1 protein-coding gene (cut by a window edge) is annotated in these 21,460 nt (G+C 53.4%); it reads right to left on the minus strand.

Annotated elements, in window-relative coordinates:
* On the minus strand, positions 1-21,460 hold the 3' portion of the coding sequence (locus tag ACGF63_RS17810) for a non-ribosomal peptide synthase/polyketide synthase (RefSeq protein WP_387632440.1). Its footprint extends 10,814 nt past the window's final position; only the last 21,460 of its 32,274 coding nucleotides appear in the window; the start codon falls outside the window, past its right edge; the stop codon is at positions 1-3.

Genomic DNA, 21,460 nt, shown 5'->3' on the forward strand with positions numbered 1-21,460 from the left:
TTATAGCGCCTCCCCATTACAACTGATTGCCAGCGCCCTATTCAGAGCCTGAGCTAAAGCCGTTTTATGTTCATTATCCTCTAATACACTAAAATGGTTACCCGGTATCCCAATCAGTTGAAGCAAAGCATCAGGTATTATCTGCTCCCAACCCAGCGATGGTTCTATATTTAACAATTCCGGCTCTTCATCCATCATAAAAGAAATAGCGGGGGAAGGTTCCATTGCATAAAACTGATGCAGCGTTGCCGCTAATGCCTGCGGATCATAATCTCTAACCATCTGCGCATAACTCTCTATCTGCTCCCAACGTTTTGCGATTAAATCAGCGCGCAGATTTGCCGGATATAACGCCAATTCTTGTGCCGCTTCAATAAACTGCACCAAATTCAACTCATCAATTTGCCGATATAACTCCGCCATCTCTTTGGTGCACTCTTCCCCTGATTGCCTTGCTAACTCGACAAAGAACTGATGTTTAGGCGGCATTTTATGCTGCCCAAAATAGTAAGGAGCCGGCGTATCAATCAATCCCAGGAAGTTAACCTTCTCACCAGCATGTAACAACCTCTCGGTAATAGCATAAGCCAATATACCGCCGGAAGAGTAACCCCCGACCCGGTACGGGCCTTCCGGTTGAACCGCTTTCATCAAGCTAATCATTCTTGCTGCCTGCTCTTCCATCGTTGACATCGGCGACTCATTGGAGGATGACCAAGGCAGTGCATAAATCGGGTGACCTGACTGAATCTGACGGGCCAATCCAAAAACATAGGAATAGTCACCCATCCCACTGGGCACAAAGAACAACGGCAGCCCTGTTCCGTCAGGTCGCACCGATATAGCATCACTTTGTGGCTGAGACAAAGAATCTGAGGTGATTTTTGCTGCCAATTCAGCCAACCCCGGAAATTGGAACAACGCATTTAATGTGCAAACCAAACCCCGGCCAACAGCAAGATTTATCATTCGCATAGCGAGCAGTGAGTGACCACCCAGCACGAAGAAGTTGTCATGCCGGCTAATCTGCTCAATCCCCAGTAATTCACGCCAAATCGCTGCCAATATGGTTTCCGTTTCGCCTTGTGGCGCTGCATAAACCTGACGGGCAAAGGCTTCATTCTCCAGTGCCGGTAGCGCCCGGCGATCCAACTTACCGTTCGGGGTCAGTGGAAGTGCATCCAGACGCACAAACGCCGCCGGCACCATATAGTCAGGTAAAACAGCACTCAGGTGGCTACGCAGGCGATTAGCCAATCCCTCCTCCGCTGACGCCACCACATAAGCAACCAAACGTTTATCCGGCCCTTCACCCAACGCCAGCACCACCGATTCACTCACCGCAGGATGCTCCGCTAACCCGGCCTCAATTTCACCGGGTTCAATCCGGAAACCGCGAACTTTCACCTGTTGGTCACTACGGCCTAAGAATTCCAAATTGCCATCCGGCAGGTAACGGACTAAATCCCCAGTGCGGTACATTCTCGCCTCCGGGTTATCGCTAAAGGGATCAATAAGGAAACGTTCAGCAGTCAAGTCAGGACGATTGAGATAACCCCGTGCTACGCCGGCTCCGCCAATATACAACTCCCCCATCGCGCCTAACGGTACTGGCTGACCATGACTATCCAGCAGATAAACCCGCGTGTTGGCAGTCGGGCGGCCAATAGGGATCAGCGCCCCAGTATAATCTGATGGGCAACGCCAGCTGGTGGCGCACACGGTGATTTCTGTCGGGCCATACGCATTGAACAGGGTTGCTTTTCCTCTCAGTGCCTGTATCAGCGCCACACCGGGAGCTTCACCGCCCAATATCAATGTCGGTTTTATCGTTATCTCTGACAAATTGGCACCTTCCCGAAGCAGTGCCGGTGTTACACAAGCGTGCGTCACCGCCTGTGCTTCCAGATAATGCCAGAGACGGTCTGGGTCCTGGCGGACAATATCAGCAGGGATAACCAAAGTCGCCCCACCAGCCAGCACCATCATAATTTCCCAGACACTGGCATCGAAGCCCAATGAGGCAAACTGCAACATCCGGCTATCAGTGCCAATGCCAAACTGGGCGATTTTATCCAGAGTCAGGTTGACCAGCCCACGATGTTCAACCATCACCCCTTTTGGTGTGCCCGTCGAGCCGGAAGTGTAAATCACATAGGCCAAATGCCGTGAGGTTAATCCAGATATCTGTGGGTTACTTTCCGGCTGGTCAGGCAGAATATTCGGATCCAGTACGGTCAACGCAGCCAACGCCTCTGCCCCTAATGCCGCACGCCCGACATCATCCACCAACAACATTGCAGGCGCAGCATCGGTCAGAATATGGGCCATACGCTCACCCGGGTAAGCGGGATCCAGCGGCACATAGGCACCACCCGCCTTCAATACCGCCAACACCCCAACCACCATTGCCGGTGAACGTGACACGCAAATCGCTACCCGCTGATCCGGCTCCACGCCCAAGGCAATCAGTTGGTAAGCCAACCGGTTAGCCCAGGCATTCAGTTCTGCATAACTGAGCGTCTGGCTTTCATACACCAGTGCTGTGGCATCCGGGTTTTTCTTCACCTGCTGTTCAAACAACTGATGAATACATAACTGGTCAGGATACGCCGTTTCCGTCGCATTCCAGGTCTTTAACAGCAACGTACACTCCGTTTCAGGCAGAATGTTGAGTGCCCGAACCGGCGTTTCCGGGGCCTGTTCAAGTGCCTCTGCCAGACTCTCCAACGCCTGCTGCATATAACCGCATATCCGTTCCGGATCAAACGGCTGCACCACCTGAGCCGTCAGTCCCAGTGCGTCACCAAAATCCTCCACCGACAGCACAAACGGATAGTTAGTCCGCTCCTGTCCGCCCAGAAATTCAATATCACTGATGGGTTCATCCGACTCTGTTGGCAATGCATTATGTCGATAGTTCAGCAAACTGCTAAAGAGAGGGATCTCACCCTGAATACCACTGCAACGCTGGACCAACGCTAATGAAGCGTGTTCATGTTCTAATAATCCAGCAAGTCGGGTGTGAGCTGCCTGTACGCTGTCCCGTACCGGGGTATCATTGATGTCCAACCGCAGCGGCAAGGTATTGATGAACAATCCCATGCCGTTATCAGCGCCATCCCCCGCCTGCATCCGCCCAAACAGTACGGTGCCGAACACCACTTTCTCCTGACCGCTGGTACGCGACAGTACCTGTGCCCAGGCCAGATGGCACAAAGCGGCCAAACTCACGCCCAAACGTCTGGCCTGACCACGCAAACGATCATTCAGTGCCGCCGTCAGTATCCGGTGAGATTCCGTCACCTGCGTACCGTCACGATGCACCTCCGTCAGCCCAAAGGGGAGTGTTGGTTCATCTACTTCAGCTAACATATTGGTAAAGAAACGCGTATGCGCCTCCTTATTGACATCGAGCCGGGCCTGAGCCACCAGATTGCGGAAAGGAACCGGCGCAGGCAAACTCGCTTCTTGACCGTCAAGATACGCCTGCACCTCTCGATCCATCACATCCAACGTCGTATGGTCACCAATCAGGTGATGCTGCAATTGCAATACAACCCAACGACCATCAGTTTCTGGTGCCACAATAAAGCGCAACAGCGGTGCCTGACTCAAATCAAGACGATAATGATGTGGATCAAAGCGTTGGGCCAATTGCTCGCTGATCGCCCCGTCAGTTGGGTTCAGCGTCAATTCAGTCACTGATAAAAGCACCTGACGCAAAACCACCTGCGCCGGCATGGATAATCCTTGCCAGATAAACGCGGTACGCAGGATATCGTGCCGGTCAACCACTTGTTGAATCGCCGTCAGATAACGATCCAGCAGAGCGCGGTCAGCCAAGGCCACTTGTCCAGTCAACAGGTACGGATCACCTTCGTTTGCCAGCAGATGGTGGAATAAAATCCCCTCCTGTAACGGTGACAACGCATAGATATCCTGAATATTAGCGGCCCCGCCCGGCACTTGCCCAACGATAAGATCAATGTCAGGCTGGGTCAGGTCAATCAATGGCAACAATTCTGGTGTCAATACCGTCGTATCCGGTGTAATCCGGTTTTCAGGCACCTGAGTTTCACGATGTTGAGCCACAGACTGAGCCAAGACACAAAGTGTCTGATGCTGGAATAGCGTTTGCACCGAGACACCCAAACCAATACGCCGCAGAGATTCAATCATCCGAACAACCAGCAACGAGTGGCCGCCCAGCGCAAAGAAATTGTCATGCCGGCTAATCTGTTCAATCCCCAGCAATTCACGCCAAATCGCCGCCAGTGCAGTTTCCATCTCGCCTTGCGGGGCTTCATAAAGTTGACGGGCAAAAGCTTCCTGCCCAGGCGCAGGCAACGCCCGGCGATCCAACTTGCCGTTCGGCGTTAATGGGAAGGCATCCAGACGCACAAACGCCGCCGGCACCATGTAATCAGGCAACCGGGTACTCAGGTGGCTACGCAGGCGATTAGCCAGTCCCTCTTCCGCAGGTGCCACCACATAAGCGACCAAACGTTTATCCTGCCCTTCACCCAACGCCAGCACAACAGATTCACTCACCGCAGGATGCTCCGCCAACCGGACCTTAATTTCATCGGGTTCAATCCGGAAACCCCGAATTTTTATCTGTTGATCGTTACGCCCCAGGAATTCCAAATTGCCGTCTGGCCGGTAACGGGCCAAATCCCCTGTTCGATACATGCGCGCATCCGGTTTATCGCTAAAGGGATCAACCAAGAAGCGTTCAGTAGTCAGCTCAGGACGATTGAGATAACCTCGCGCTACACCCGCCCCTCCGATATACAGTTCTCCCACGGCCCCCAACGGTACCGGCTGACCATAGGTGTCCAGCAGATAAACCCGCGTGTTAACCATCGGCTGCCCAATCGGCACCCATTCATCCATATAGTCTGACGGGCAGTGCCAGGTCGTAGCGCAGACCGTCGTTTCCGTCGGTCCATACGCATTGAACAGCGTTACCTTCCCCTTCAGAGCTTGGAGCAACACGGTACTCAGGGCTTCACCCGCCAGTACCAACGTAGGTTTTATTGTTATCGCCGGCAAATCAATCCCCTCCCGCAGTAACGCTGGCGTCAAACAGGCGTGCGTCACCGCCTGCTCTTCCAGATAATGCCAGAGACGATATGGATCCTGACGAACCCCGTCGGCAGGGATAATTAAGCTTGCGCCTCCACCCAGCGCTATCATAATTTCCCAAACACTGGCATCAAAGCCAAAGGAAGCAAACTGCAACATCCGACTGGTTACTTGTATGTCAAGCCGGGTAACTTGCGCCAACGCCAGATTACTCACACCACAATGCTCAACCATCACCCCTTTTGGCATACCGGTAGAACCGGAGGTGTAAATCACGTAAGCCAAATGCTGTGAAGTCAATGCAGGTACCTGCGGGTTACTATCCGGCTGATCAGACAGGATATTCGGGTCGAGCACGGTCAGCACAGCCAATCCCTCAGCCCCCAACACCGCACACCCAACACTATCCACCAGCAAAATAGTCGGCGCGGCATCATTCAGGATATGCGCCAGACGTTCACCCGGGTAAGTTGGGTCCAACGGCACATAAGCTCCACCCGCTTTCAGCACCGCCAGTAATCCCACTACCATTGCCGGTGAACGTGCTACGCAAATTGCCACCCGTTGATCCGGTACAACACCCAGTGCAATCAGCTGATGCGCCAGCCGGTTAGCCCAGGTGTTCAATTCGGTATAACTGAGGATCTGCTCTTCATACACTAACGCTATCGCGTCAGGGTTTTTCTCCACCTGTTGTTCAAACAATTGATGAAAGCATAACTGCTCAGGATACGCGGTTTCCGTGGCATTCCAGGTCTCCAACAATAGTTTCCGTTCTGCTTCCGGTAAAATGTTCAGTGTCCGTACCGGTGTCTCCGGAGCTTGTTCAAGCGCTTCTACCAAGCTTTCTAACGCTTGCTGCATGTATCCACATAGCCTTTCCGGATCAAACGGCTGCACCACCTGAGCCGTCAACCCCAGCGCCTCACCAAAATCCTCCACCGACAGTGCCAGTGGGTAGTTGGTCCGCTCCTGTCCACCAAGGACTTCAATAGCACTGATAATGTCGTCCGTCGTTTCCAGCAAGGCATTATGCCGATAATTCAACAAGCTGCTAAACAGTGGGATCCCCCCCTGTATACCGCTGCAACGCTGGGCCAGCGCCAGTGAAGCATGTTCATGATCCAGCAATCCCGCTAACCGGCTATGGGCTGTCAGTACACTGTCCCGCACTGGGGTATTATCCATATCCAGCCGCAACGGCAAGGTATTGATAAACAGCCCCATGCCGCTGTCAGCACCTTCGCCTGCCTGCATCCGTCCAAACAATACGGTGCCAAACACCACTTTTTCCTGATCGCAGGTACGCGACAGCACCTGCGCCCAGGCCAGATGGCACAAGGCGGCCAAACTCACGCCCAAATGCCGGGCCTGACTGCGCAAACGGTCATTCAGTTCGGTTGTCAGCATCCGGTGGGATTCCGTCACCTGTGAACCATCACGATGCACCTCCGTCAGCCCGAACGGCAGTGTCGGTTCATCGACCTCAGCTAACATCCCGGTAAAGAAACGAGTGTGCTCTTCCTGACTAACACCAAGCCGGGCCTGCGCCACCAAATTGCGGAAAGGAACCGGCACAGGCAAATGCGCTTCCTGACCAGCAAGACATGCCTGCACTTCACGATCCATCACGTCCATCGTCGAATGGTCACCAATCAGATGATGCTGCTGCTCCAGCAAGAGCCAACGGCCCCCTTCTTCCTGTGCCATCATAAAGCGCAGCAGCGGCGCCTGCCCCAAATCCATACGATGATGACGCGGGTCAAAACGCCGGGTCAGTTGATCACTGATTGGCCCATCAGCGGAGGTTAACTTCAGTTCAGTGACTAACAAAGGAGCCTGACGCAACACCACCTGCGCCGGTGCAGATAATCCTTGCCAGATAAACACGGTCCGTAAGATATCGTGCCGATCAACCACCTGTTGAACTGCCGACAGATAATTATCCAACAGAGCGCGTTCAGCAAAGGACATCTGATCAGTCAACAAGTACGGATCACCTTCATCTGCCAGAAGATGGTGGAACAAAATCCCCTCCTGCAACGGCGACAATGCGTAAATATCCTGAATATTGGCGATCCCACCCGGCACTTGCCCGACGATCAGATCAATTTCAGGTTGAGTCAGGTTAATCAGCGGCAGCAGATCCGGTGTCAGCATCGTAGCATCCGGTGTAATGCGGTTTTCAGGTACCTGAATTTCACGATGCTGATCCAGCGACTGAGCCAAAACATAGAGTGTCTGATGCTGGAATAGCGTTTGCACCGAGACGCCCAGACCAATACGCCGCAGGGATTCAATCATCCGAACAACCAGTAACGAATGGCCGCCCAAGGCAAAGAAATTGTCATACCGGCTAATCTGTTCAACCCCCAGCAATTCACGCCAAATCGCCGCCAGGGCCGTTTCCATCTCGCCTTGTGGCGCTGCATAAATCTGACGGGCAAAAGCCTCCTCGCCCGGTACCGGCAACGCCCGGCGATCCAATTTACTATTCGGCGTTAACGGAAAGGCATCCAAGCGCACAAAGGCGGACGGTACCATGTAGTCAGGCAACAACGCGCTCAGATGTTCACGCAGACAGTTAACCAACCCGTCATCCGCTTGCGCCACTACATAGGCAACCAGACGCTTATCCTGCCCTTCCCCCAACGCCAGCACAACGGATTCACTCACCGCAGAGTGTTCCAACAATCGGGTTTCAATTTCACCCAACTCAATGCGAAAGCCTCGGATCTTCACCTGATGGTCATTGCGGCCCAGAAATTCCACATTACCGTCCGGCAGGTAACGGGCCAAATCCCCGGTCCGGTACATGCGCGCATCCGGGTTGTCACTGAACGGATCAATCAGGAAACGTTCAGCGGTCAATGCTGGCCGGTTCAGATAACCCCGCGCGACACCCGCACCACCAATATACAATTCCCCCACCACGCCCAACGGCACAGGACAGCCATACTTATCCAGTAAATAAAGCTGGGTATTGGCAAGCGGGCGACCAATCGTCGGGTAAGGATGCGCCGGCTCTATGCAGGCCAGCGTTGCATCCACGGTACATTCGGTTGGACCGTATACGTTATAAGCTGTCAGTTGCGGTATATCGGCTACCGCCTGCCAGGTTTGTCCTGATATAGGCTCACCACCAATCAGCAGCGTCAACGCTTTTTGATGCTGATGCAAACCCGCTGCCAGCAACATCTCTAATTGCATTGGCGTACAATCCAACACATCAAGATGGGTCCTGGCTAAAAATTGCAATAAGGCCGCACTATCGGCGCGCACATCTTGTGGAACAATCACCAGCGTGTAGCCATTCAACAGGCCAAGTATGTTTTGCAATGCCGCATCAAAAGAAATACTGGCATTCAGACTAACCCGGTAAGGGGCCGGTGAAGACACAAATGCACGCTCTGTCAGCGTTTCATGTAAATTTAACAAAGAGCCATGCTCAACCATGACACCTTTCGGTGTACCGGTAGAGCCGGAAGTGTAAATCACATAGGCCAAATGACGGGAAGTCAGCGCAGGTATCTGTGGATTACGGTCTGACTGGTCAGGCAAAAGATTGGGGTCAAGTACCGTCAGTCCGGCAAGTGACTCCCTGCCCAATACCACACATCCGGCCTCATCCGCCAGTATCACTGACAGTGCAACATCATTCAGGATACGCACCAGACGTTCACCCGGATAAGCTGGGTCTAACGGCACATAGGCACCACCCGCTTTCAGCACCGCCAGCAATCCCACCACCATTGCCAATGAACGTGACACGCAAATCGCCACCGGTTGGTCCGGTGCTACGCCCAGTGCAATTAGCTGATGGGCCAGCCGGTTAGCGCGGATGTTCAATTCGGTATAACTGAGCGTCTGCCCTTCATACACTAACGCTGTCGCGTCAGGGGTTTTCTCCACCTGTTGTTCAAATAGCTGATGAATACACCGCTGGTCCGGATACGCGGTTTCTGTCGCATTCCAAGTTTTCAGCAACAAGGTACGCTCCGCTTCCGGCAGAATTTCCAGCTGCCGTACCGGGGTCTCAGGGGCTTGTTCAAGCGCCTCAATCAGACTTTCCAGCGCCTGCTGCATGTACCCACATATCTTTTCCGGATCAAAGGGTTGTACCACCTGAGCCGTCAGCCCCAGTGCGTTGCCAAAATCTTCCACTGACAAAGAAAACGGATAGTTGGTTCGCTCCTGCGCATCAAGGAATTCAATACCGCTGATGAGTTCATCCGAGGCCGCCAGCGGCGTATTATGCCGGTAGTTCAGCAATGCATTGAACAGGGGTGTACCACTAGCTACCCCACTGCAACGTTGAGCCAGCACCAGTGAGGCATGTTCATGCTCCAACAACCCTGACAACCGGGTATGGGCGGTCTGTACGCTGTCCCGTAACGAGGTTTCATCCATATCCAACCGCAACGGCAAGGTATTAATAAACAGCCCCATCCCATTGTCAGCCCCTTCGCCTGCCTGCATCCGTCCAAACAGCACGGTGCCAAACACCACTTTCTCCTGACCACTGGTGCGCGATAACACCTGCGCCCAAGCCAGATGGCACAGGGTTGCCAAACTCACGCCCAAACGTTTGGCCTGACCACGCAAACGATCATTCAGCGCCGCCGTCAGCATCCGGTAAGATTCCGTCACCTGCGAACCATCACGATGTACCTCCGTCAGTCCGAATGGCAGTGTCGGTTCATCGACCTCAGCTAACATCTCGGTAAAGAAACGAGTGTGCTCTGCCTGACTGATACCGAGCCGGGCCTGCGCCACCAGATTGCGGAAAGGAACTGGGACAGGCAAGCTGCCCTCCTGACCGGTAAGATACGCCTGTACTTCACTGTTCAGCACTTCCAGTGTGGTGTGGTCACCAATCAGGTGATGCTGCTGTTCCAGTAAGATCCAACGTCCCCCTTCTTCCTGTGCAATGATAAAACGCAGCAACGGGGCCTGCCCCAGATCTATACGATGATGACGTGGGTCAAAACGCCAGTTCAGCTGGTCACTGATCGCGCCGTCAGCCGGATCCAGTGTCAGTTCAGTCACCGACAAGGTCGCCTGACGCCAGACCACCTGCGCCGGTGTGGATAATCCTTGCCAGATAAAAGCCGTACGCAAGATATCGTGTCGATTAACCACCTGTTGAACCGCTGCCAAATAACTCTCCAGTAGAGCGCGATCCACAAAGGCCATCTGACTGGTCAACAGATAAGGATCACCTTCGTCTGCCAGCAAGTGGTGGAACAAAATCCCCTCCTGCAACGGCGACAACGCATAGATATCCTGAATATTGGCCATCCCGCCCGGTACTTGCCCGACGATCAGATCAATTTCAGGCTGGGTCAGATCAATCAACGGCAGCAGATCCGGTGTCAACACCGTCATATCCGCTGTCATGCGGTTTTCAGGTATTTGGATTTCACGCTGTTGAGCCACAGACTGAGCCAGAACACGCAGTGTCTGATGTCGGAATAGTGTTTGTACCGATACGCCCAAACCAATACGCCTCAGGGATTCAATCATCCGGACAACCAACAACGAATGACCACCCAGCGCAAAGAAATTGTCATGCCGGCTAATCTGCTCAATCCCCAGCAATTCACGCCAAATAGACGCCAGTGCCGTTTCTATCTCACCTTGCGGCACCTCGTAAACCTGACGGGCAAAAGCCTCCTCTCCCGGTGCAGGTAACGCCCGACGATCCAGTTTGCCATTCGGCGTCAACGGAAAGGCATCCAACTGAACAAAGGTCGCCGGGATCATATAGTCAGGCAATAACGCGCTCAGATGTTCTCGCAGACAGTTAATCAACCCGTCATGCGTTTCCGCCACCACATAAGCCACCAGACGCTTATCCGATCCCTCTCCTAACGCCAGCATCACCGCCTCTTGCACCGCAGGATATTCCACCAGCCGGGCCGCAATTTCACCCGGTTCAATCCGGAAACCCCGAATTTTGACCTGTTGATCATTACGGCCCAGGAATTCCAGATTACCGTCCGGCAAGTAGCGGGCCAAATCCCCGGTCCGATACATACGCGCATCCGATTGTTTACTAAACGGATCAACCAGAAAACGTTCCGCGGTCAACTCAGGGCGATTGAGATAACCACGGGCAACCCCATCTCCACCCACATAAATCTCACCGGTCACACCCAATGGCACCGGTTGACCGTCTGCATCCAATAGATAAACTTGCGTGTTGGCTATTGGCCGACCAATCGGGATCCTCGTCGCTCCCCGCGATAACGCCACGATAGGATACGTCGTGGTAAAAGTGGTTCCCTCACTCGGACCGTAAGCTTGTAATAATTGTTGTGGCGGATGATTATCCAAAACCTGAGCAACCACATGCAGATCGGGGATATCTCCGCCGAAAATCAGGATCTTTATCTGCGGAAGAACCGGGGACAACGCTGCCGCCAACCGGTTAAACAACCCAACAGTCAGCCACAAAACCGTGACGCGATGCACCTGTAAAGTCCGCATTAGCTCGTAGGGTGTCAGCAACGTGTCATGGTCGATAACCACCAGCGCACCGCCGTTGAGCAACGGTGCCCAAACTTCAAACGTGCTGGCATCGAAAGCCGGATTAGCCGTAAAAGCCACCCGATCATCCGGTCCGATTTCGGCATAATCATTATTGATGACCAGCCGGACCACAGCACGATGAGGCACGACCACGCCTTTGGGCATGCCGGTTGAACCAGAGGTGTACATGACATACGCTGATCCAGCGCTGGAACACGGTAAATCAGGATTGAGGCAATCTTCCGCTCTAATGGTATCGGTCTCACAGGAGAGGCGAAACAGAGGAACAGAGAGGCCAAGCGGAATATCAGATTGCACATCGGTGATCAACAACTTAGCGGAACAATCGTTCATCAACCAAACTTGCCGCTCGTCCGGTACACGGGGATCGACCGGGACGTAAACAGCCCCAACCTTAAGAATAGCCAACTGAGCCACCACCAGTTCAATAGAGCGTTCTAACAGAACCACCACATGCTCATCCCGGTTAATTCCCTGCTCAATCAGTTGGCGGGCCAGTTGGTTAGCACGGGTATTCAATTCTGCATAGCTAAGAATCTTATCTCCCGCGATCAACGCTGGCACCGTTGGCGTTTTCTCCACCTGTTGTTCAAATAATTGATGAATGCACAACGGGTCAGGGTACACGGTTTCAGTCGCATTCCAGGTTTTCAGCAACAGTGTACGCTCCGCTTCCGGCAGCATTTCCAACTGCCGTACCGGTGTTTCCGGAGCCTGTTCAAGTGCCTCCACCACACTTTCCAGCGCCTGTTGCATATAACCACATACCCGTTCCGGATCAAACGGCTGTACCACCTGAGCCGTCAGCCCCAGAGCTTCACCAAAATCCTCTACCGACAGCACTAACGGATAGTTAGTCCGCTCCTGTCCATCCAGAAATTCAATACCGCCGACGAGTTCATCCGACATCGCCGACAGGGCATTATGCCGATAATTCAATAAGCTGCTAAAGAGGGGGATCTCTCCCTGCACACCGCTGCAACGCTGGGCCAGCGCCAATGAAGCGTGCTCATGCGCTAATAATCCGGCAAGTCGGGTATGGGCGGCCTGTACGCTGTCCCGTACCGGCGTATCATCCATATCCAGACGTAGCGGCAAAGTATTGATAAATAACCCCATACCGCTGTCAACACCGTCCCCCGCCTGCATCCGTCCAAACAGCACGGTGCCGAACACCACTTTCTCTTGACCGCTGGTACGCGACAATACCTGCGCCCAGGCCAGATGACACAGCGCCGCCAAACTGACACCCAAACGCCGGGCTTGGCTACGTAAACGGTCATTCAGTGAAGTCGTCAACATCCGATATGACTCCGTCACCTGTGAACCATCACGATGCACCTCCGTCAGCCCAAACGGCAGTGTCGGTTCATCTATCTCAGCTAACATCCCGGTAAAGAAACGGGTGTGTTCTTCCTGACTGACACCGAGCCGGGCCTGCGCCACCAGATTGCGGAAAGGAACCGGTGCAGGTAAACGCGCTGCCTGACCAGCAAGATACACCTGCACTTCACGATCCATGACTTCCATCGTCGAGTGGTCACCAATCAGATGATGCTGATGTTCCAGCAGGATCCAGCGTCCTTCTTCTTCCTGTGCCATCATAAAACGCAGCAGCGGTGCCTGCCCCAGATCCATACGATGCTGACGTGGATCAAAACGCTGAGTTAACTGATCCCTGATCGGCCCATCAGCAGACGTTAACCTCAGTTCAGTGATCGACAAGGTCGTCTGACGTAAAACCACCTGCGCCGGTACGGATAATCCTCGCCAGATAAACGCAGTCCGCAGGATATCGTGCCGGTTAACCACCTGTTGAACCGCCGCCAAATAACTGTCTAATAGTACTCGGTTAGCAAAGGTCATTTGACCGGTCAACAGGTACGGATCACCTTCATCTGCCAGCAGATGGTGGAACAAAATCCCCTCCTGCAACGGCGACAACGCATAAATATCCTGAATATTAGCCACCCCGCCCGGCACTTGCCCGACGATCAGATCAATGTCAGGCTGGGTCAGGTTAATCAACGGCAGCCGATCTGGCGTCAACACCGTGGTATCCGGTGTAATCCGGTTTTCAGGTATTTGGATTTCATGATGTTGCGCCAGAGACTGAGCCAGAGCATGGAGTGTCTGATGTCGAAACAGCGTTTGCACCGAGACGCCCAGACCAATACGCCGCAGGGATTCAATCATCCGGATAACCAGCAACGAATGGCCGCCCAGCGCAAAGAAATTGTCATGCCGGCTAACCTGTTCAACCCCCAACAACTGGCCCCAAATCACCGCCAGCGCAGTTTCTATCCCGCCTTGTGGCGCTTCGTAGACCTGACGGGCAAAAGCGTCATCCCCCGGTACCGGCAGCGCCCGACGATCCAGTTTGCCATTTGGTGTCAGCGGGAAAGCATCCAGCGGAACAAAAGCCGCCGGGACCATATAATCAGGCAACATGGCGCTCAGGTGGCGACGCAGGTTATTAGCCAGTTCGTCATCCGTTTCCGCGACCACATAAGCCACCAAACGCTTATTCTGTCCCTCGCCCAGCGCCAACACTACCGCTTCTTGCACCGTCGGATGTTCCATCAACCGGGTTTCTATTTCCCCCGGTTCAATCCGGAAACCACGGATTTTCACCTGATGGTCATTACGGCCCAGGAATTCCAGATTGCCGTCCGGCAGATAGCGAGCCAAATCCCCAGTACGATACATCCGGGCACCAGACAGCGGACTAAAGGGATCCGGCATAAAATGCCCGGCGTTCAATTCTGGCCGGTTAAGATAACCGCGCGCCACCCCGACGCCACCAATATACATTTCGCCAGTGCAGCCCAATGGTACCGGTTGACCATAGGGGTCCAGCAGGTAAACACCGGTATTTTTCACTGGCCGACCGATAGAACGCATATCTTCCGGCGATAATATCGCCTTACAGGTAGCAATCACGGTATTTTCAGTCGGACCATAGGTATTTAACAGTTGTGGACGATAGGCTTTCTGGGCAAACCACGCCTGAACAGCGCTCTTCTGTACCGCCTCACCCCCAATAATGATTAACCTGAGGCACTCCGGTAGCGGTAATGCCGCCAGTTCAGACCAAAACAGCGTCGGCAGAGACATCACCGTAATACGATGTTGTCGGATCAAAGAGATAAATTCTTGTACCGAAACCAGCCAGCGATCATCACGCATCACCAACGTCGCACCATGAGATAATGACGAGAAAAATTCTTCGATCGATGCATCAAAAGCAAAAGAGGAGAATTGCAACACCCGGTCTTGCGCTGTCACCGCATAAGTTTCATTAAAACCTAAATTGCGCTGATAAATCGCCTGATGTTCTATCGTCACCCCTTTTGGCTGTCCGGTTGAACCGGAGGTGTAAATCACATACGCCAGATGCTGTGGCGTCAACGCCAGTACCAGAGGATTACTGTCCGGCTGGTCAGGCTGAACATTCGGGTCCAGTACCGTCAACCCGGCCAGTGCCAGCTCGCCTAATATTGCCCGTCCGGTTTCATCCGTCAGTACCACCACGGGTGTCGCATCATTCAGGATATGGGCTAAACGCTCACCTGGATAGGCGGTATCCAGTGGTACATAGGCCCCACCCGCTTTCAGCACCGCCAGCAACCCTACGACCATTGCCGGGGAACGAGACACACAAATCGCCACCCGTTGATCCGGTGTAACCCCCAGCGCGATCAGTTGATGGGCCAGACGGTTAGCACGGGCATTCAGTTCGGCATAACTGAAAGTCTGTTCTTGATACATCAGCGCCGCAGCATCCGGCGTTTTCTCTGCCTGTTGTTCAAATAACTGATGAATGCACAACGGGTCAGGGTACATGGTTTCCGGCGTGCTCCCGATTTCCAGCAACAATTTACGCTCTGCCGGCGCCAGGATATCGATTTCTCCGATCCGCTGCTGAACGTTAGTAGCCATCGCTTGCAGCACCGTGTGCAAATATCCTACGTGTCGTTCGATTGTCGGGTGATCAAACAGGGCAGTTGCATAATCGAGATAACCGATAATCCGGCCTTCTGCTTCTGACAAGATCAGTTCCAGATCAAACTTGACGATATCAAAATCTTGATCGACCGGTGACATTGTCAGCCCCGGCAATTCCCACTCGGCATTCTCATTGTTATGCCAGGCAAACATCACCTGGAACAACGGCGTATGCGCCAATCGGCGCGGCGGTTGCACGATTTCTACTACCTGTTCAAACGGTAAATCCTGATGCTCCTGTGCCATCAGTGCGACTTGCCGCGTCCGTGCCAGCAACTCAGCCCCATTTGGCTCACCCGATAAATCAATGCGCAACGCCAGTGTATTCACAAAGAAACCGATCAGCGGCTCCACTTCCTGACGACTGCGGCCAGCACTCGGTGTGCCAATCACCACATTATCCTGACCTGACAGGCGCGACAGAACCGCCGCCCAGGCTGACAAGATCGTCATGAACAACGTGACACCCTGCTGTTCACTCAGGCGTTTAAGGGCTTGAGTTAACTCGGCATCCAGATTAACCGGCAAGGTACTCCCCACAAACGACTGCTCAGGGGGTCGTGGCCGGTCAGTAGGTAAATCCAGCAGAACCGGTGCATCCGTCAGCATGATACGCCAATAGTCGGATTGAATTTGGGTATGTTCGGCCGACAACCACTGACGCTGCCAGGCAGCATAATCAGGATATTGAATCGCCAGCGGGGGAAATGGATCCGCTTGTTCTGCCAGAAACGCCGTATAGAGGGTACTTAATTCACGTATCAGCACATTAACAGACCAACCATCGGAAACAATGTGATGCTGGGTGAGCAAAAACTGATATTCGTCATCTGTGAGCCGGATGAGAGAAGCACGGATGAGCGGGCCACTCATGAGATCAAATGGCGTATAAGCTTCCTCTGTGCTTAAACGTTCAAGTACCGTTTCAACATCCGGGATCCCACGCAGATCGCGTTGAGACAAAGTTAACCCCCTATCCGGTGCCAGTAGTCGTACCTGAGGCTGACCATCAACAACAATAAATACCGAACGTAACGCTTCATGACGGGCAAATAAGGTATTCAGCGCCTGCTGCCAAGCGGCGATATCAAACTGCCCACGCAAACGCAGGGCGACCGGGATATGATAGATATCACTGACGCCATCAAGCTGCGCCAGGAACCACAAACGCTGTTGAGCGAATGACAGCGGCAACTTACCCTCACGGGATATCGGCAGGATGGCAGGCAATCCCCGGTCTTGTTTATCAAACCGGGCACGGATCTTCTCAGCAAAACCCATCAAAGAGGGGAACTTAAACAACGTGGTTAGCGGCAATTCGACACCTAAAGCCGCGACACGGTTGATCACTCGCACCGCCAGCAATGAATGACCACCAAGTGCGAAGAAATTGTCATGCCGGCTAATCTGCTCAATCCCCAGCAGTTCACGCCAAATCGCCGCCAGTGCTGTTTCAATCTCCCCTTGCGGCGCTTCGTAAACCTGACGGGCAAAGGCTTCCTCCCCCGGTGCCGGCAGCGCCCGGCGATCCAGTTTGCCATTTGGCGTCGATGGAAAAGCATCCAAACGCACAAAAGCCGACGGCACCATGTAGTCAGGCAAAATAGCACTCAGGTAACTACGCAGGCTATTCACCAATCCCTCATCCGCTGACGCCACCACGTAGGCCACCAGACGCTTATCCTGCCCCTCACCCGACGCCAGCACCACCGCCTCTTGTACCGTCGGATATGCCGTCAGCCGAGCCTCAATTTCACCCGGTTCAATGCGGAAACCGCGAATTTTCACCTGATGGTCGTTACGGCCCAAGAATTCCAGGTCACCGTCCGGCAGGTAGCGGGCCAAATCCCCGGAACGATACATCCGGGCATCCGATACATGACTAAATGGATCCATCAGGAAACGTTCAGCGGTCAACTCAGGACGATGCAGATAACCACGCGCCACGCCCACACCGCCAATATACATTTCACCGACGCAGCCTAATGGTACCGGTTGACCATATTTATCCAGCAGGTAGATACCGGCATTTTTAGCTGGCCGACCAATAGAACGGTCATCTTCCGGCGATAATACATCCTTGTAGGTGACCGTCACGGTGTTTTCCGTCGGGCCATAACCGTTCAATAGGCGGGGACGGTGGGTTTCATGGGTAAACCAGTCTTGAATAGCGCTCTTTTTGACCGACTCACCGCCAATGATGATCAACCTGAGGCAATCCGGCAGCAGTAACCCATGATCTCTGGCCGCCAGTTCAGACCAGAATAAAGTCGGCAATGACACCACCGTGATCCCGCTTTGCAGGGTTAACGTGATGAATTCCTTCACAGAGACCAACCAACGATCATCACGTATCACCAGCGTGGCACCATTACATAGCGACGAGAAGAAATCTTCTACCGACACATCAAAAGAAAAAGAGGCGAATTGCAGCACCCGGTCTTGCGGCATGACAGCATAAGTCTCATTAAAACCCAGATAACGCTGATAAATGGCCTGATGTTCTACCATGACGCCTTTCGGCTGCCCGGTTGAGCCGGAAGTGTAAATCACATAGGCCAGATGCTGTGTCGTCAACCCAAGTGCCTGCGGGTTGCTGTCCGGCTGATCAGGCTGAACATTCGGATCCAGTACTGTCAGCCCGGCCAGTGCCCACTCGCCTAACGCTGCCCGGCCGGTTTCATCCGCCAGTACCACCACCGGTGCCGCATCATTCAGGATATGAGCTAAACGCTCACCCGGATAGGCGGTATCCAACGGTACATAAGCTCCACCCGCTTTCAACACCGCCAGCAATCCCACGACCATTGCCGGTGAACGCGCCACGCAAATCGCCACCCGTTGGTCCGGTGCAATACCCAGTGTAATCAGTTGATGCGCCAGCCGGTTCGCACGAGTATTCAGTTCGGCATAGCTGAGAGCCTGCTCTTGATACTCCAGCGCTGTCGCACCCGGTTTTTTCTCCACCTGTTGTTCAAATAACTGATGAATACACAATGGGTCAGGATACGCGGTTTCTGTCGCGTTTCCGATTTCCAGCAACAATTTACGCTCTGCCGGTGCCAAAATATCAATTTTCCCAATCCGCTGCTGAACGTCAGCGATCATTGCTTGCAGCACCGCGTGCAAATATCCGATGTGTCGTTCGATTGTCGGTTGATCAAACAGAGCTGTTGAATAATCAAGATGACCGACAATCCTGCCCTCCTCTTCAGACAAGCTCAGTTCCAGATCAAACTTAACGACATCAAAGGGTTGATCGACCGGTGATACGGCCAGCCCCGGTAATCGCCACTCGGTACTTTCATTGTTCTCCCAGTCAAACATCACCTGGAACAACGGGGAATGCGCCAATCGGCGCGGCGGTTGCACGATTTCCACCACCTGTTCAAACGGTAAATCCTGGTGCTCCTGTGCCATCAGTGCCACTTGTCGCGCCCGTGCCAGCAGTTCAGCCACATTCGGCTCACCCGATAAGTCAATGCGCAACGCCAGCGTATTCACAAAGAATCCGATCAGCGGCTCTACTTCCTGGCGACTGCGGCCTGCACTCGGTGTGCCAATAACGACATCTTCCTGACCTGACAGGCGCGACAGAACCGCCGCCCAGGCTGACAAAATCGTCATGAATAATGTGACACCCTGCTGTTCACTCAGGCGTTTAAGGGCTTTCGTTAACTCCTCATCCAAATTGACCGGCAAAGTATTCCCCACAAACGCCTGTTCAAGCGGACGTGGCCGGTCAGTGGGTAAATCCAGCATAACCGGCGCGTCAGCCAGCATGGTGCGCCAATAATCGGATTGAATTTGAGTACGTTCAGCTGACAGCCACTGACGCTGCCAGGCAGCATAATCAGGGTATTGAATTGCCAGCGGTGGCAATGGATCAGCTTGTGCTGTCAGAAAGGCCGTATAGAGGGTGCTTAATTCATGTATCAACACATTGACAGACCAGCCATCAGAAACAATGTGATGCTGGGTGAGCAAAAGCTGATATTCGTCATCTGCCAGCCGGATAAGGCGGGCGCGGATCAGCGGGCCACACTGGAGATCAAATGGTGTATAAGTTTCCTCTGTGCCTAAACGTTCAAGTACCGTTTCAGCATCCGGGATCCCGCGCAGATCATGTTGAGACAAAGGCAATCCGCTGTCTGCCGCCAATAATCGTACCTGAGGCTGACCGTCAACGGAAACGAAGACAGAACGTAACGCTTCATGACGGGCAAATAAGGTATTCAGCGCCCGCTGCCAGGCAGCGATATCAACTTGACCACGCAAGCGTAAGGCCACCGGAATATGGTAGGTATCACTGACGCCATCAAGCTGCGCCAGAAACCACAAACGCTGTTGAGCGAATGACAGCGGCAATTCCCCCTCACGGGATATCGGCAAAATGGCAGGTAATGTACCGCGCTGTTCATCAAACCGGGAACCCATTGCCTCAGCAAAGGCCATTAAAGAAGGGGCTTTAAACAACGTGCTCAACGGCAATTCAACACCGAAAGCGGCGACACGGTTCATCATCCGCACCGCCAGTAACGAATGGCCGCCCAGAGCAAAGAAATTGTCATGCCGACTAATCTGTTCAACCCCCAACAACTCGCGCCAAATCGCTGCCAGTGCAGTTTCCATTTCACCTTGCGGCGCTTCGTAAATCTGACGAGCAAAAGCCTCCTCTCCCGGTACCGGCAGCGCCCAGCGATCCAATTTGCCATTCGGCGTCAACGGGAAAGCATCCAACTGAACAAACGCCGCCGGTACCATATAATCAGGCAAAATGGCACTCAAGTGACTACGTAGGCTATTAGCCAACCCGTCATCTACTTCCGCCACCACATAAGCCACCAACCGCTTCTTCTGTCCTTCACCTAATGCCAGTACCACCGCCTCTTGCACCGCCGGATACTCCATCAGCCGGGACTCAATTTCCCCCGGTTCAATCCGGAAGCCACGAATTTTCACCTGATGGTCATTACGGCCTATGAATTCCAAATGACCATCCGGCAGATAACGAGCTAAATCCCCGCTTCGGTACATGCGTGCATCTGGGTTGTCACTGAACGGATCGATAAGGAAACGTTCAGCGTTCAGTTCTGACCGGTTAAGATAACCCCGGGCAACGCCCACACCGCCAATATAGATTTCGCCAATACAACCTAGTGGCACCGGTTGGCCGTTGCTGTCCAACAGGTAGATGCAGGTATTTTTCACCGGTTGGCCGATAGAACCGGCGTCTTCAAGCGATAAGATCGCCTTACAGGTGGCAATCACCGTATTTTCAGTCGGGCCATAGGTATTTAATAACCGGGGACGATAGGCTTTCTGCCCAAACCACGCCTGAATAGCGCTCTTCTGTACTGCCTCGCCACCCATAATGATTAACCTGAGACATTCCGGTAACGGTAATGCCGCCAGTTCAGACCAAAACAACGTCGGCAGAGACATCACCGTAATACGATGTTGCCGGGTTAAAGCAATAAATGCCTGTACCGAAGCCAGCCAGCTATCATCACGCATCACCAGCGTCGCACCATGAGATAATGATGAGAAAAACTCCTCGACCGACGCATCAAAGGCAAAAGAAGAAAATTGCAGCACCCGATCTTGCGCCGTCACCGCATAGGTTTCATCAAAACCTAAACTGCGCTGACAAACCGCCTGATGTTCTATCATCACCCCTTTTGGCTGTCCGGTTGAGCCGGAGGTATAAATCACATACGCCAGATGCTGTGGCGTCAACGCTGGCACCGGTGGATTGCTGGTCGGTTGGTCAGGCTGAGTATTCGGGTCAAGGACAAGCAATCCG

Source organism: Photorhabdus sp. RM322S (assembly GCF_042879395.1).
Classification (GTDB): Bacteria; Pseudomonadota; Gammaproteobacteria; order Enterobacterales; family Enterobacteriaceae; genus Photorhabdus; species Photorhabdus khanii.